14 protein-coding genes are annotated in these 14,548 nt (G+C 75.0%); all 14 read right to left on the bottom strand.

Annotated elements, in window-relative coordinates; translation table 11 throughout:
- Nucleotides 1-2: 2 nt before the first annotated feature.
- Complete coding sequence (locus LQ327_RS31165) at nt 3-446, bottom strand: Rieske (2Fe-2S) protein (protein ID WP_230740195.1); 444 nt, start codon at nt 444-446, stop codon at nt 3-5.
- A gap of 112 nt (nt 447-558) precedes the next feature.
- A complete protein-coding gene (locus tag LQ327_RS31160) occupies nt 559-1,251 on the bottom strand; it encodes an HAD family hydrolase (protein WP_230740194.1) in 693 nt (230 codons plus the stop codon).
- A gap of 258 nt (nt 1,252-1,509) precedes the next feature.
- The gene (locus LQ327_RS31155; protein WP_230740193.1) at nt 1,510-2,535 is read right to left on the bottom strand and encodes a quinone-dependent dihydroorotate dehydrogenase; all 1,026 of its coding nucleotides are present in this window, start codon (nt 2,533-2,535) and stop codon (nt 1,510-1,512) included.
- Nucleotides 2,532-3,038, bottom strand: a complete 507-nt coding sequence (locus LQ327_RS31150) for a PH domain-containing protein (RefSeq protein ID WP_230740192.1) — start codon at nt 3,036-3,038, stop codon at nt 2,532-2,534. Before LQ327_RS31150 ends, LQ327_RS31155 begins: the two co-directional genes overlap by 4 nt.
- Entirely contained in the window at nt 3,035-3,541 is a 507-nt protein-coding gene (gene ribH, locus LQ327_RS31145; protein WP_230740191.1) for a 6,7-dimethyl-8-ribityllumazine synthase, read from the bottom strand. Before ribH ends, LQ327_RS31150 begins: the two co-directional genes overlap by 4 nt.
- Nucleotides 3,538-4,812: a bifunctional 3,4-dihydroxy-2-butanone-4-phosphate synthase/GTP cyclohydrolase II gene (locus LQ327_RS31140; protein ID WP_230740190.1), complete on the bottom strand. Its 1,275-nt coding sequence runs from the start codon at nt 4,810-4,812 to the stop codon at nt 3,538-3,540. Before LQ327_RS31140 ends, ribH begins: the two co-directional genes overlap by 4 nt.
- Nucleotides 4,809-5,447 carry a riboflavin synthase gene (locus tag LQ327_RS31135; RefSeq protein ID WP_230740241.1) on the bottom strand — a complete coding sequence of 213 codons (639 nt, stop codon included), beginning with the start codon at nt 5,445-5,447 and terminating at the stop codon, nt 4,809-4,811. Before LQ327_RS31135 ends, LQ327_RS31140 begins: the two co-directional genes overlap by 4 nt.
- Nucleotides 5,448-5,585: 138 nt before the next feature.
- Nucleotides 5,586-6,275: a ribulose-phosphate 3-epimerase gene (gene rpe, locus LQ327_RS31130; protein ID WP_230740189.1), complete on the bottom strand. Its 690-nt coding sequence runs from the start codon at nt 6,273-6,275 to the stop codon at nt 5,586-5,588.
- A 25-nt stretch (nt 6,276-6,300) separates the two neighbouring features.
- Nucleotides 6,301-7,773, bottom strand: a complete 1,473-nt coding sequence (locus LQ327_RS31125) for an RsmB/NOP family class I SAM-dependent RNA methyltransferase (RefSeq protein ID WP_230740187.1) — start codon at nt 7,771-7,773, stop codon at nt 6,301-6,303.
- A 58-nt stretch (nt 7,774-7,831) separates the two neighbouring features.
- The gene (fmt, locus tag LQ327_RS31120; RefSeq protein WP_230740185.1) at nt 7,832-8,758 is read right to left on the bottom strand and encodes a methionyl-tRNA formyltransferase; all 927 of its coding nucleotides are present in this window, start codon (nt 8,756-8,758) and stop codon (nt 7,832-7,834) included.
- Nucleotides 8,755-9,348, bottom strand: coding sequence for a peptide deformylase (def, locus tag LQ327_RS31115; RefSeq protein WP_230740183.1), 594 nt, complete (start codon nt 9,346-9,348; stop codon nt 8,755-8,757). The genes fmt and def overlap by 4 nt, the downstream gene beginning before the upstream one ends.
- A gap of 38 nt (nt 9,349-9,386) precedes the next feature.
- Entirely contained in the window at nt 9,387-11,639 is a 2,253-nt protein-coding gene (locus LQ327_RS31110; protein ID WP_230740180.1) for a primosomal protein N', read from the bottom strand.
- A gap of 289 nt (nt 11,640-11,928) precedes the next feature.
- Nucleotides 11,929-13,107 (bottom strand): methionine adenosyltransferase, encoded by a 1,179-nt coding sequence (metK, locus tag LQ327_RS31105; RefSeq protein WP_269071263.1) that lies wholly within the window; start codon nt 13,105-13,107, stop codon nt 11,929-11,931.
- Nucleotides 13,108-13,303: 196 nt separating this feature from the next.
- Nucleotides 13,304-14,548 (bottom strand): bifunctional phosphopantothenoylcysteine decarboxylase/phosphopantothenate--cysteine ligase CoaBC, encoded by a 1,245-nt coding sequence (coaBC, locus tag LQ327_RS31100; protein ID WP_230740177.1) that lies wholly within the window; start codon nt 14,546-14,548, stop codon nt 13,304-13,306.

Here is a 14,548-nt window from a genome sequence, read left to right as displayed (position 1 = left end):
CGTCAGGCGAACTGCACCGCGCCGTTCACGACCCGCGTCGAGATCGGCGTCAGACCGGTCGCCGCCGGGCCCTTCTTCAGCGCGCCCGTGGTGGCGTCGAACTGGCTGCCGTGACCGGGGCAGGTGATCGTGCCGTCCACCGGCGGGTCCACGGTGACGCCCTGGTGCGGGCACGTCGCGTCGTAGGCCTTGATGACGCCGGCCGTGGGCTGCTCGAGCAGCACCGGTCCGTTCGGTCCCTGCACGACGGTGCCGCTCCCGACCGGGATCTGCGACACCGGCGTGCCACCGGGAGGCGCCTCAGGTGGAGACCCCGCCGAGGAGCACGCGGCGAGGGCCCCCGGAGCGGCGAGCACGACGAGCAGACCGCAGAGAGCACGACGACGGGTCAGGCCCGTCGTGGCGTCGGCCGGTGCGGCACCGTTCTCGGTGGTCTCACTGGTCACGGCGAGGGACCTCCGTGGTCGGGCGAGGCCGGGCCGGTGCGTGGTGGACGCGGCCGGAGATCGTCCTCGGCGGGCGTACGGCGCGGGTCGGGACCCGACGGCCCGTCCGACGCTACTCCGGCAGTGCGAGCAGGCCCTCGACGACGTCGTCGAGACCCGGTGCGACGACGTGCGGGCGCAGGATCGCGTCGGGGACGCGGCCCTCGAGGCGCTCGCAGAACCCGCCGAGCAGGCCGGCGGCGATCGCCCCGTGGACGTCCCACGAGTGCACCGCGACCAGCGCCGTCCGGGCGGGTTCGCCGCCCACCCGCTGCACGGCGAAGTCGTAGACCCGCCGCGGCGGCTTGAACGAAGAGATCTCCTCGCACGAGAAGACGTCGGCGAGCAGGTCCCGGACGCCGCCGTTCTCCAGCGCGGCCGACGCCGTCGCCGCCGACCCGTGGGTGAACCCGTAGGCGGGGATCCCGGCCTCGCGCAGCAGGGTGAACGCGGCCCGGACGTCGTCGTGGACCGGCAGTTCGCGGAACCCGTCGAGCACCGAGGAGACCTCGTCGTCCGTCAGGTCGGGCCCGCTGGTGCGCCGCAGCATGTCCGTGGCGACCGTCCGGAACGGCGGCGCCTCCCCCGCGAGCGTCATCGCCATCCCCTGGTGCAGCAGCCGGGCGAAGAACAGCTCCAGGTCCGTGCCGGGGCGTCCGAGCGCGGTGAAGCGTGGGCGCAGGCCCTCGAGCTGCAGGCAGGTCTCGAACAGGTCGAAGAGCACGACCTTCGGACGGCGGGCCGGTGCGATCTGGGGAGCGGTCACGGGTGCCCATCGTGCCGGGCACGGGGCAGCCCGGCGCGTCGGAGGCGGAGCGCGGGGCCGGTCATGGGCAGCTGCGCGTTGTGCACACGGCTCGGGCCGGGCGGTGCCGGGTGCTGCCGGGGTGGCTGTGCGCGCCGCGCACACGGCTGAGCGGCGGCAGGTGCTGCCGGGGTGGCCGTGTGCGTCGCGCGCAGTGGTGGGCGACCGGTACGTCGACCGGCCGGGCTGTGTGCGTCGCGCGCACGTTCGACGACCGGGCTAGTCCCCGGCGGCGAGCTCCGCGTTCACCCGGGCCGGCCAGGCCGGCCCGCCGTACACGAACCCGGTGTAGGCCTGGACCAGCGTCGCACCCGCCTCGAGCCGCCGCCGCGCCTCCGCCGCGTCGGAGATCCCGCCCACCGAGACCAGGCAGAGCCGCCCGGCGACCCGCGCCGCCAGGCGCGCCAGCACCGCCCGCGCCGGCTCGACCAGCGGGGCGCCCGAGAGTCCTCCGGTCCCGGCAGCCTCGACGACGTCGGCGGGGGTCGCCAGTCCGGAGCGGGCGATCGTCGTGTTCGTCGCGACGATCCCGTCCAGTCCCGAGTCGGCCGCGAGGTCGGCGACCGCGTCCACCCCGTCGTCGTCGAGGTCCGCGGTGATCTTGACCAGGAGCGGCGTCGCCCCGATCTCCTCGCGCACCGCGGCGAGCAGCGGCTCCAGGGCGTCGACGCCCTGCAGGTCCCGCAGGCCCGGGGTGTTCGGGGAGGAGACGTTGACGACGACGTAGTCCGCGTGCGGCCCGAGCGTGCGGGCCGAGTAGCGGTAGTCGGCGAGGGTCTCGTCGGCTCCGGTCGCGACCTTGGACTTGCCGATGTTGACCCCGAGCACGGTGCCGAGCGGCCCACCGGCGCGCAGGGCCGCGAGGCGCGCGGCGACGGCGTCCGCCCCGGCGTTGTTGAAGCCCATGCGGTTGACCAGCGCGCGGTCGGCGGGCAGGCGGAACAGGCGCGGGCGGGGGTTCCCCGGCTGCGGGCGGGCGGTCACCGTGCCGATCTCGACGGCGCCGAACCCCAGCCGGGCCAGGCCGCGGATGCCCTCGCCGTCCTTGTCGTAGCCGGCCGCGACCCCGAGCGGGGAGGGGAAGTCGATGCCCATCGCGGACACCGCGAGCGACGGGTCGGCGGCCTTCCGCGGCAGCACCGGCGTGGCCGCCCGCAGTGCCCGCAGCCCGATGCGGTGGGTGCGCTCGGCGGGCACCCGGACGGCGACGTGGCGGAACAGGGCGCCGTAGAGCCCGGAGCTCACGCGAGCGGCGTCCCGTACCGGGCGTGCAGGTCGCGCAGCGCCCCGATCCCCCGCGCGGCGTGCTCCTTGTCGACGGCCTGGATCGCGGAGACCACCAGGTACTCGTCGTCGGGGAGGTCGAGGCGGGCGAACTGGGCGCCGTCGGGGAAGCTCACCGCGACGACGTCGGCCCAGGCGACCCGGCGGGTCAGGATCGTCGCCCGCACCTCGACGCCGCCGCTCCCGGCGCGCAGCCGGGGCCGGGTGAACAGCAGGGCGCCGCCGGCCAGGATCAGCCCGAGGACGACCATCGCGACCTGGTCGGCGGGCCGGAAGTTGAACCCGGCCGACTTGACGTAGACGAGCAGCGCGCCGATCGCGAAGAACGCGAACAGCACGACCGCGAGGACCCAGGCGACCCAACGGATCCGTCGGGGGCGCAGCTCCAGCTCCACCGGACCGAGGTCGAGATCCTCCGGCGGCACGACGACGGGCCCGGGCAGGGCTTCTCCGGCGGAGCTCATCGCGCGAACCCCACGGGGGTACGACGGCTCCCGTCGCGCAGCACGCCCAGCGTCAGCGCGGCGTCCAGGGCGGCGACGACGGCCTCGAAGCCCTTGTCCTCGCTCGACTCCGGCGTCCCGGCCCGCTCCCAGGCCTGCTCGAGGGTCTCGACGGTCAGCACGCCGTTGCCGACGGGCGTGCGCTCGTCGAGGCCGACCCGCAGCAGGCCGGCGGTGACGGCGTCGCAGACGTAGTCGAAGTGCGGCGTGGCGCCGCGGACGACGGTGCCGAGCCCGACGACGGCGTCGTGACCCGCCGTCAGCCCCTGGCAGACGACCGGGAGCTCCATCGCCCCGGCGACGCGCACCACGGTGGGCTCCACGACGCCCGCCCGCTCGGCGGCGAGCAGGGCCCGCTCGAGCATGGTGTCGACGATGTCGCCGTTCCAGCGGGTGGCGGCGATCCCGAGCCGCAGCCCGGTGGCGTCGGGCGCCTCGATCTCGGGTCGTCCCTGGGTGCTCATGCGCCCGACCTCGTGCCCTCGGTGTTGACCAGCCCGTCCTCGTAGGCGTCGAGGCCCTCGAGGTCGTGGCCCATGCGGTCGCGCTTGGTGCGCAGGTAGCGCAGGTTCTCCGGGGTGGCGCGCGCCGGGAGCGCCACGCGGCCGAGGATCTCCAGCCCGTAGCCCTCGAGGCCGGCGCGCTTCTCCGGGTTGTTGGTGAGCAGGCGCATCGACGTGATGCCGAGGTCGGCGAGGATCTGCGCGCCGGTGCCGTAGTCGCGGGCGTCGGCGGGCATGCCGAGCGCGAGGTTGGCGTCGACGGTGTCCGCGCCGGCGTCCTGCAGCTGGTAGGCCTGCAGCTTGTGGATCAGGCCGATCCCCCGGCCCTCGTGCCCGCGCACGTAGAGCACCACGCCCCGGCCTTCCTCGGCGACGGCGGCCATGGCGGCGTCGAGCTGCGGCCCGCAGTCGCAGCGGCGGGAGCGCAGGACGTCGCCGGTGAGGCACTCGGAGTGCACCCGGACCAGCACGTCGTCGCCGTCGCCGATCTCGCCGTAGACGAGCGCGACGTGCTCGATGCCGTCGAGCAGCGAGTCGTACCCGTAGGCGGTGAACTCGCCGTGGTCGGTGGGGATGCGCGCGTGGGCGACCTGGGCGACCTGCTTCTCGGACCGCCGACGGTAGGCGATCAGGTCCTTGATCGTGATGATCGCGAGGTCGTGCTCGTCGGCGAAGACCGCGAGCTCCTCGTAGCGCGCCATCTCGCCGTCGTCCTTCTGCGAGACGATCTCGCAGATCGCGCCGGCCGGTTCGAGCCCGGCCAGCCGCGCGAGGTCGACGGCGGCCTCGGTGTGCCCGGGGCGGCGCAGCACCCCGCCGTCGCGGGCCCGCAGCGGGACGACGTGGCCCGGGCGGGAGAGGTCGGTCGCGGTGGAGGCCGGGTCGGAGAGCACCTTGATGGTCCGCGCGCGGTCGGTCCCCGAGATGCCGGTGCCGATGCCCTCGCGCGCGTCGACCGAGACGGTGTACGCGGTGCCGTGGCGGTCCTGGTTGATCGAGTGCGCGGGCGGCAGGTCGAGCCGGTCGCACGTCTCGGCCGTCAGCGGCACGCAGATGTAGCCGGAGGTGTAGCGGATCATGAAGGAGACCAGCTCCGGCGTCGCCTTCTCGGCGGCGAAGATCAGGTCGCCCTCGTTCTCACGGTCCTCGTCGTCGACCACGACGACGGCCTTGCCGTCGGCGATGTCGGTGATCGCGCGCTCGATGTGCTCGAAGCCGTCCACGTGCATCATCTGTCCGCTCCCGCCGTCACGGTGCCCGCACCGGCGCCGAGTAGCCGTTCGACGTACTTCGCGAGCACATCCACCTCGAGGTTCACCGTCGCTCCGACCTCCCGCGATCCCAGGGTGGTCTCCGCCAGCGTCGTCGGGATCAGGCCCACGGAGAACCCGTCGTCGTCGACCTCGGTGACGGTGAGGCTGACGCCGTCCACCGCGATCGACCCCTTCTCCACGATGTACCGGGCCAGCCCGACACCGCCGCCCGCCTCACGCGGCGTCGTGAACCGGACCGCCGTCCAGTGCTCGGAGGACTCGATGCCCGCCACCGAGGCGGTGCCGTCGACGTGGCCCTGCACGATGTGCCCGCCCAGGCGGGCGCCGGCGGCCAGCGCGCGCTCGAGGTTGACCTGGGCTCCCGGTGACGCCCCGGCGAGGCTGGAGCGCCGCAGCGTCTCGCCCATGACGTCCACGCCGAAGCTGCCGTCGGCCGGGTCGACCACGGTGAGACAGACACCGTTGACGGCGATCGAGTCGCCCGGGCGGGCGTCGGAGGTCACCAGCGGGCCCCGGATGCGCAGGCGCGCCGAGTCCTCCAGCGGCGTGACGTCGACGATCTCGCCGACCTCTTCCACGATCCCGGTGAACACGCACTTCCCCTGTCGTCCGGCACCCGTTCGCTTCATCGCTCAACCACGGGCGTTGACTGCATCATCCTCGGCCACCCGTTCGCGCGCCCTCGGCCGGGGCGGCGCGTGGGGTGAATCAGGCCACTGCGACCCTCGACGTTACCCGCGGGTAGTGCTCGTGCGGTGCGGGGACGCGTGCGCGGCCTGCTCGCGCAGCGCGGCCACCGCGCGCCCCGGGTCCTGCGCGCCGTAGACCGCGCTGCCGGCGACGAAGCAGTCCACGCCGGCCTCCGCCGCCTGCTCGACGGTGTCCGTGCCGATCCCGCCGTCGATCTCCACCAGCACCGTGAGATGCCCGGTGTCCACGAGCCGCCGCGCGGTGCGGACCTTGTCGAGCACCTCGGGCATGAAGCTCTGGCCGCCGAACCCCGGCTCGACGCTCATCACGAGCAGCGTGTCGTAGTCCCGGAGGACCTCGATCCAGTCCTCGAGCGGGGTGTTCGGCTTGACCGAGAGCCCGGCCTTCGCCCCGGCGGCGCGGAGATCCTTCGCGAGCTTGCGCGGGTCGTGCGCGGCCTCGGCGTGGACGGTGACGTTGTGGGCGCCCGCCGCGGCGTAGGGCGGGGCCCAGCGGTCCGGGTCGTCGATCATGAGGTGGCAGTCGAGCGGGATGTCGGTGGCCTTGAGCAGGCTCTCGACGACGGGCAGGCCGAGGGTCAGGTTGGGCACGAAGTGCGCGTCCATGACATCCACGTGCAGCCAGTCCGAGTCCGCGACCGCCCGGGCCTCGTCGGCCAGGTGCGCGAAGTCGGCCGACAGGATGCTGGGCGCGATGAGAGGGGCGGGCACGTCGGGAATTGTCCCTGATCGTCCGTCAGGCCGGACGGCGCAGGGTCGCGCAGTACATGGCGTCGGTGCCGTGCCGGTGCGGCCAGAGCTGCAGCCCGGGTCCGTCGGGCACCGCGGTGGCCGGGATGTCCGGGAGGAACGCGGCGGTGTCGAGCAGCTCCGCCCCGGTCTTCTCGACGACCGCGCGGACCACCTCGACGGTCTCCGCGGGGTGCGGGGAGCACGTCGCGTAGGTGACGACGCCGCCCGGGCGCACCCGCTCCAGGCCGTGGGCGAGCAGGCTGCGCTGCAGCTCGGCGAGCTCGGCGACGTCCTCGGTCCGCCGGCGCCAGCGTGCCTCGGGCCGGCGGCGCAGCGCCCCGAGCCCGGTGCAGGGGGCGTCGACGAGCACCCGGTCGTAGGCGGCCTCGGGCAGCGCGACCTCGCGGGCGTCGCCGGTGTGGACCCGCACCGGCAGCCCGGCGGTGGCCTTCTCGACCAGCGCCGCCCGGTGCGGGGCGCGGTCGACGGCGTCGACGGTCGCGCCCTCGATGGCGGCGAGCGCGCCGAGCATCACGGCCTTGCCGCCCGGCCCGGCGCAGAGGTCGAGCCAGAGCTCGTCGCGGCCCGTCAGGTCGGCGCGGGCGGCCGCCAGCGCCACGAGCTGGCTGCCCTCGTCCTGCACGACGGCGAGCCCCTCGCGGACCGGGTCCAGGTCGCCCGGGTCGCCGCCCTCGGTCAGGTGCACGCCGTAGGGCGAGTACGGCGCCTCGTCGCCGCCGGTGACCGCGGCGAGCTCCTCGGCGCTGATCTCACCCGGACGGGCGGCGAGGTGGACCGCGGGGCGGGCGTCGTCGGCCGCGAGCGCGTCGCCCAGTTCGGCGTCGGCGGCCGGACCCAGGGCGTCGCGGAAGACCTCGGCGATCCACCGCGGGTGGGCGTGGACGAAGGCGAGGTGGCCGACGGGGTCCTCCTCCGCGTCGGGGGCGAGCTGCTCGGCCCATCCCGCCTCGTCGCGCTCCCCGACCCGGCGCAGCACGGCGTTGACGAACCCGGTCGGCTTGGACCCGGCGCGCGCGCGGACCAGTTCGACGGTGGCCCCGACGGCGGCGTGGGCCGGGATCCGGGTGCGCAGCAGCTGCTGGGCGCCGAGGCGCAGGGCGTCGAGGACCACGCCGTCGAGCCGGTCGAGCGGGCGGTCGACGCAGGCGCCGAGCACGGCGTCGAGCAGGCCCTGGGCGCGGCAGGCGCCGTAGGCGAGGTCGGTGGCCAGTGCCGCGTCGCGCCCGGAGATGCGGCGCTCGCGCAGCAGCTTGGGCAGCGTGAGGTTGGCGTACGCGTCGTCCTCGCGGACCGCCCGCAGCGTCTCCAGCGCGGCCTCGCGGGCCGGGTCCCCCTGCGGCGGGCGGCTCGGGCCGGAGCGGCCGCGGGGTGGCCCGGAGCGGTGCGGCTTGCCGGGCTTGCGGCGTGGGCCGCGCCCGGAGCGGTGCCCGCCGGGCGGGACGGAGCTGTCGGTCATGCGTCCCCCCTCGCTCTGCTCGGCCGGAATGCCCGCCCCGTCGCTGCGCTCGCCCCGGTCACTCGAAGCGCTCCCCCGCCGCGGGCTGCGCGCCGCGGGTCCAGTCGACGGCGGGCATGGCGGGCCTGCCCGCGGGCTGGACGGTCCCGAGCGCGACCGGCGCGCCCGCCGTCCCGACCAGCACGCGGCGCTTCTCGACGCGCAGCTCGCCCGGCGCCAGGTCGTCGAAGCCGGTGGTGCTCACGGGCCCGATCTTGACGCGTTGCCCGCGGAACTCCGTCCACGCCCCCGGGGCCGGGGTGACCGAGCGGACGAGACGGTCGATCGCGAGGGGCGGGTCGGACCAGCGCACCCGGGCGTCGTCGACGGTGACCTTCGGTGCGACGGAGACGCCCTCCGCCGGCTGCGGGACCGCGGTGAGCGACCCGTCGGCGATCCCGTCCAGCGTCGCCACCAGCAGGCCGGCGCCGGAGACCGCGAGGCGCTCGAGCAGGGCACCCGCGGTGTCGTCGTCCGCGACCTTCTCGGTGACGGTGCCGAACACCGGGCCGGTGTCCATCCCCTCCTCGAGCCGGAAGGTGGTGGCGCCGGTGAGCTCGTCGCCGGCACGGATCGCGGCCTGCACGGGGGCGGCGCCGCGCCAGGCCGGCAGCAGCGAGAAGTGCAGGTTCACCCAGCCGTGGGCCGGGATCGCCAGCGCGGCCGGGCGCAGGATGTTGCCGTAGGCGACGACCGGCGCGCAGTCCGGCGCGATGGTGCGCAGCCGGTCGAGGAACTCGGGGTCCGAGGGCTTCGCCGGGGTCAGCACCTCGACCCCGGCCTCGTCGGCGAGCGCTCCGATCGGTGAGCGCTGCAGCGTGCGACGGCGGCCCGCGGGCGCGTCGGGGCGGGTCACGACCGCGACCACCTCGTGCTCACCGGACTCCAGCAGCCGCCGCAGCGAGGGCACCGCGGGCTCCGGTGTCCCGGCGAAGACCACCCTCATGACGTCCGGACTCCGCCGAAGAGCGGGTTCACCGGACCGGTGGACGCGTGCGGGCTGACCTTGACGCGCGGCGGGGCGGTGGGGTCGAACCAGTCGGCCTGGCGGATCGCCGCCATCGCCTCCTTGCGGGTGGCGGCGTCGAGCTTGTCGAGGAACAGCACGCCGTCGAGGTGGTCGGTCTCGTGCTGGATGGCCCGCGCGAGCATCGCGCTGCCCTCGATCTCCTGCGGCTCGCCGTGGGAGTCCCACCCCCGGGCGACGACGTGGTCGTAGCGGCGGCAGTCCCAGCGGAACCCCGGGATCGACAGGCAGCCCTCCGGCCCGACCTGCTCGGTCTCGTCGAGCACGGTCCACTCCGGGTTGACCATGTGCCCCTCCACCAGCTGTCCCTCGAGACCGGTGGCCCGGAAGACGAACACCCGCAGCCCGACCCCGATCTGCGGCGCCGCGAGCCCCGCGCCGCCCTGTTCGACCATCGTCTCGTGCAGGTCGGCGACCAGCGTGCGCAGTTCCTTGTCGAACGTCGTCACCTCGGTGGCGCGCTCGCGCAGGACGGGGTCTCCGAAGAAGCGGACGGGCTGCACGGTCACGGTTGTCCAGTCTACGTATTGCGCTCCGCCGGTCCGGGTCAGAGCGGATCCTGCGGGTCGAGCAGCACCCGTACCGGATCGGTCTGTTTGCGGGCCGAGCGGGTCGCGACGGCGGCGGCCAGCTCGGTGGCGAGCGCCCGCCCGGCCCGGCGCGGCACCCGGACCAGACAGCGCTCGGCCCGCTCGGTGCGCTCGTCGCCGCCCGGCAGCCGGGTGCCCGCGGGCAGCTCCACGGGTCCCAGGACCTCGGCGTCCGGCTCCCCCTCGCCGGTCTCGGGCAGGTGCAGGACGTCGAGGAGCGCGTTCAGCGCCTCCGGGTCCCCGTCCAGCGCGGCCATCCGGACCGCGGGCGGCAGGCCCAGCTCGGTGCGGGCGTCGAGCTCGGCGCCGGCGTGCCCGGCCGGGTCCCACCGGACGAGTGCCTGGACCGCCGCGACGCTCGACTCGGCGACGACCACCACCCGCCCGCCGTCGGGAGCGGGACGCACCAGCGCGGCCGCCCCGAACCACCGTCGGACCGTCTCCTCCGCCGCGCGCAGCTCCGGCCGTGCCAGCAGCGCCGAGCCGTCGAGCAGCAGGGCCGCGCCGTACCCGCCGTCGGCGACCGGCTCCGCCCCCGGGGTGGCGACGACGAGCGCCGGGCCCGACGGCACGATGTCCAGGACCGGGGCGCCGCCGCCGGAGGAGCGGACCACCGTCTGCGGGAAGGCCCGCCCGAGCTCCTCCGAGGTGCGCCCGCTCCCGACGACGGTGGCCCGGAGCTTCGGGGATGCGCACGCCGGGCAGCGGTAGTTCGTGTCGGGGCGCCCGCACCAGCGGCAGGCGGGTGGGCTCGGCTCGTTCTCGGCGCTGCCCGGGATGCCGAGCGGACCGTGGCAGTGCCGGCAGCGGGCCGGCTCGCGGCACCTGGCGCAGGCGACGGCGGGCAGGTATCCGCGGCGGGGTACCTGTACGAGGACCGGGCGGTGCGCGGCGAGCGCCTGCCGGGCCGCCTCGAACGCGACCCCGGGCACGCGGGCGGCGCGGGCGGAGGGGTCGCGCAGCAGCTGGCGGTCGTCCTCGCCGATCGCGGTGACGCGGGGCGCCCGGGCGCGGACGGTGGTGCGGTCGGCGACGACCGCGTGGGCCCACCGGGTGCGGACGAGCACCTCGGCCTCGGCGGTGCGGGTGGTGCCGGCGACGAGGAGCGCGGCGCCGCTGGCGTGGGCGCGGGCGAGCAGGACGTCGCGGGTGTGCGGGTACGGGGCGCGCGGCTCGGCGTGGCTGTCGTCGCCGTCGTCCCAGACGACGAGCAGCCCGGGATCGTGCACCGGGGCGAACGCGGCCGCGCGGGTTCCGATGGCCAGCCGCTTGCGCCCCCGGGCGACCGCGAGCCAGCGGCGGTAGCGCTCGGCCGGGCCGAGGTCGGCGGCGAGGGCGGACACCTCGTCGTCGCCTAGCACCTCGACGCACGCGGCGTGCAGGCGGTCGAGGTCGCGGCGGTCGGGCACGACGATCACGGCCCCGTGCCCGCCCGCGATCGCGGCCCGTGCGGCCTCGGCCAGGCGCCGCGGCCAGTCCTCGCCGGGCAGCGCCTGCCAGACGGCGTGGGCGCCCCGGCCGCGGGTGAGCGCGTCGAGGAACGCCGGGCCGCGGGGGTAGGCGGACCAGCCGGGGTCCTCGGCCGGGGCGGGGTCGTCGGCAGGGGCGGGCTCGTCGTCGGGAGCGGCGGCGTCGTCGGGAGCGGCGGCGTCGTCGGGAGCGGCGGCGGCGTCGTCGTCGGGAGCTGCCTCGTCGTGGGCGGCGGCCTCGGGTGCCTCCGCCGACCTCGTCCGCTGCTCCTCCTGCTCGACCCGTGCGTGCCGCGGCGGGACGGCCAGGCGGAGCACGTCGGCGAGAGTCCCGGCGTAGCGGTCGGCGACCGTCCGGCAGAGCGCGGCGAGCTCCCGGGAGAGCACCGGCTCCGGCGACACGACCTTGTCCAGCCAGCCGAGCCTGCCGTCGTGCTCCGAGGTGTCGGTGCGGTCGAGGACGAACCCGTCGACCAGTCGGCCCGCGAAGCGCACCCGCACGCGCGCGCCCACGACGGCCGTCTCGTCCAGCTGGACCGGCACCCGGTAGTCGAAGAGCCGGTCGAGGTGCGGCAGGGAGACGTCGACCGCGACCTTCGCGACCGACCGCTCGGGCGCGGGGAGCCGCTCGTTGTGCTTCGGCTTGGCCGGGGTCGGCCTCGCGGCCTTCGCCGGGGGTGGCTGGGCCTCGGGCATGCCGGGCAGCGCGAGGACGTCCTCGTCCGCCCGGGATCCGCTCATGCGCGCCGGTCTACCAGAGGCGCCCGACGCGCCGGGGCCGGTCCCGGGGATCGCGCCCACCTCTCATGATCATGAGCACACCAGGCAGCGCCGAGAGCCGTTGATCATGCGCCCAGTGCCCCTCGCACGACCTCATGATCATGAGCACAGATCGAGGATGCGGAGTTGCAGACGTTCAACGTCAGCGACGCCGCATCGCTGACACGACCAACCCGGCACAACGACGAACGGCCCGGCCACCCCCACATGAGGGGTGACCGGGCCGGTCATCACGGAGCAGCGCGGAGTGTCAGCTCGCGATCGACTTGAGCTGGTCGGCGCGGTCGGTGCGCTCCCAGGGCAGGTCGAGGTCGTCACGACCGAAGTGGCCGTACGCCGCGGTCGGCTGGTAGATCGGGCGGAGCAGCTCGAGGTCGCGCACGATCGCGCCGGGGCGCAGGTCGAACACCTCGTGGATGGCCTTCTCGATCTTGTCCGGGTCCACGGTCGCGGTGCCGAAGGTCTCCAGGAAGACACCCACCGGCTCGGCCTTGCCGATCGCGTAGGCCAGCTGGACCTCGGCGCGCTTGGCGAGACCGGCGGCGACGACGTTCTTCGCCACCCAACGGCCCGCATAGGCGGCCGAGCGGTCGACCTTCGACGGGTCCTTGCCCGAGAAGGCGCCGCCGCCGTGGCGGGCGTAGCCGCCGTAGGTGTCGACGATGATCTTGCGGCCGGTCAGGCCGGCGTCACCCATGGGGCCACCGGTGACGAAGCGGCCGGTCGGGTTGACCAGGACACGGGTGTTCGACGTGTCGAGGTCGATCCCCTCGAGGACGGGCTCGATGACCTTCGACCGGATGTCGGGGGCCAGCATGTTGTCCAGGTCGATGTCCGCAGCGTGCTGCGTCGACAGGACGACCGTCTCGACGGCGACCGGCTTGTCGTCGTGGTACGCGATGGTGACCTGCGTCTTCCCGTCCGGGCGCAGGTACGGCAGCGTGCCGTCGCGGCGCACCGCGGTCAGCTTGCGCGCGAGACGGTGCGCGAGGCCGATGGGCAGCGGCATGAGCTCGGGGGTGTCGGCGTCGGCGTAGCCGAACATCAGGCCCTGGTCGCCGGCACCCTGCTTCGCGATCTCGTCCTCGGAGCCCTCGACGCGGGTCTCGTAGCCCTCGTCGACACCCTGGGCGATGTCCTTGGACTGCGCGCCGATGGAGATCGACACGCCACAGCTCTCGCCGTCGAAGCCCTTCGCCGACGAGTCGTAACCGATGTCGAGGATCGTCTTGCGGACGATGTCGACGTAGTTGACCTGCGCGTTGGTGGTGACCTCACCGGCCACGTGGACCTGGCCCGTGGTCACCATCGTCTCGACGGCGACACGGCTCTTCGGGTCCTGCGCCAGCAAGGCGTCGAGAATCCCGTCGGAGACGGCATCACAGATCTTGTCCGGGTGGCCCTCGGTGACGGACTCAGAAGTAAACAAACGCCTAGCGGGCACAATCTCTCCCTGCCTCGACAGTGGGACCCCGCAACCCTAACGGCTTCCACCCCACCGGGCAGGGCCCTGACCGGCCCCGATGCGCAGCCGGTCACAGTCCGGTTGTGCTCCGGGTGGACCTGTGGGAAAGGCGGATCGGACCTGTTCGGGCACCCGGTGAGATCGGCCGGTTACGCGGCGTTCACCCCAGTCGAGCTGCCACGGCGTCCCAGACGCGGGCCGCGAGAGCGGCCTTCGAGCCCATCGGCAGCTGGACCGACGATCCGTCCGACCCCAGCAGCCAGCCCTCGTTGTCCGCTCCCTCGAACGCGGAGTGATGCGCGCCTCCGCCTGCACCGACGGCGTTGACGACGAGGAGATCGCACCCCTTGCGGGCGAGCTTCGCCCGTCCGTACGAGAGGACGTCGTGGTCCTCGTCACCGGTCTCCGCGGCGAAGCCCACGACGAGGCGTCCGGGGACCTGCTCGGTCACCAGCTCGGCCAGGATGTCGGGATTGCGTGTGAGATGGATCGCGGTGGGCTCGTCGTCGCCCTTCTTGATCTTGAATCCGGCGACGGCGGTGGGCCGGAAGTCGGCCACGGCGGCGGCCATGACGACCGCGTCGGCGTCCTTCGCGGCGTCGACGACGGCCCGGCGCATCTCCTCGGTGGTCCGCACCGCGACGAGGTCGACGGCGGCGGGCGGCTCGAGGTCGGCCGTGGTCCCGGCGACGAGGGTGACGTGCGCCCCGCGCTGCGCGGCGACGCGGGCCAGCGCGTAGCCCTGGCGGCCGGACGAGCGGTTCCCGAGGGTGCGCACCGGGTCGAGGGGCTCCGCGGTGCCGCCGGCGGAGACGACGACGTGGCGGCCCTCGAGATCACGGGGCAGGGTGGCCGGCTCCTCGAGGAGCAGGCGGGCGAACTCGGCGATCTCGACGGGCTCCGGCAACCGGCCGGCCCCGGAGTCGGCACCCGTGAGGCGCCCCGAGGCGGGCTCGAGGACGACGGTGCCGCGCCGGCGCAGGGTGGCGACGTTGTCGCGGGTGGCGGGGTGCTCCCACATCTCGGTGTGCATCGCGGGGACGGCGAGCACCGGACATCGCGCGGTGAGCAGCGTGGAGGTGAGGAGATCGTCGGCGCGGCCTGCCGCCAGCCGCGCGAGCAGGTCGGCGGTGGCGGGAGCGCAGACGACGAGGTCGGCGCGGCGGCCGAGCGCGACGTGGGTGACCTCGGGGACGTGCTCGAAGACCCCGGAGAGCACCTCGCGCCCGGACAGCGCCTCGAACGTGGCCGCCCCGACGAAGGTCAGGGCGTTGGGGGTGGCGACCACCTGGACCCGGTGGCCGGCCTCGCGCAGCCGCCGCAGCAGCTCGCAGGCCTTGTAGGCGGCGATGCCGCCGGAGACGCCGAGGACGATCTCCTTCGAGGGCGCCACCCCGTCGGACAA

The organism is Actinomycetospora endophytica (genome assembly GCF_021026375.1).
Taxonomy (GTDB): Bacteria; Actinomycetota; Actinomycetes; order Mycobacteriales; family Pseudonocardiaceae; genus Actinomycetospora; species Actinomycetospora endophytica.
This window is presented reverse-complemented; position numbering and strand designations above follow the sequence as displayed.

Bases quoted from the DNA above. Each gene is read 5' to 3' on its own strand.
- LQ327_RS31150 (WP_230740192.1), bottom strand. From the start codon at position 3,038: ATGAGCTCCGCCGGAGAAGCCCTGCCCGGGCCCGTCGTCGTGCCGCCG.
- ribH (WP_230740191.1), bottom strand. From the start codon at position 3,541: ATGAGCACCCAGGGACGACCCGAGATCGAGGCGCCCGACGCCACCGGG.
- LQ327_RS31140 (WP_230740190.1), bottom strand. From the start codon at position 4,812: ATGATGCACGTGGACGGCTTCGAGCACATCGAGCGCGCGATCACCGAC.
- LQ327_RS31125 (WP_230740187.1), bottom strand. From the start codon at position 7,773: ATGACCGACAGCTCCGTCCCGCCCGGCGGGCACCGCTCCGGGCGCGGC.
- fmt (WP_230740185.1), bottom strand. From the start codon at position 8,758: ATGAGGGTGGTCTTCGCCGGGACACCGGAGCCCGCGGTGCCCTCGCTG.
- LQ327_RS31110 (WP_230740180.1), bottom strand. From the start codon at position 11,639: ATGAGCGGATCCCGGGCGGACGAGGACGTCCTCGCGCTGCCCGGCATG.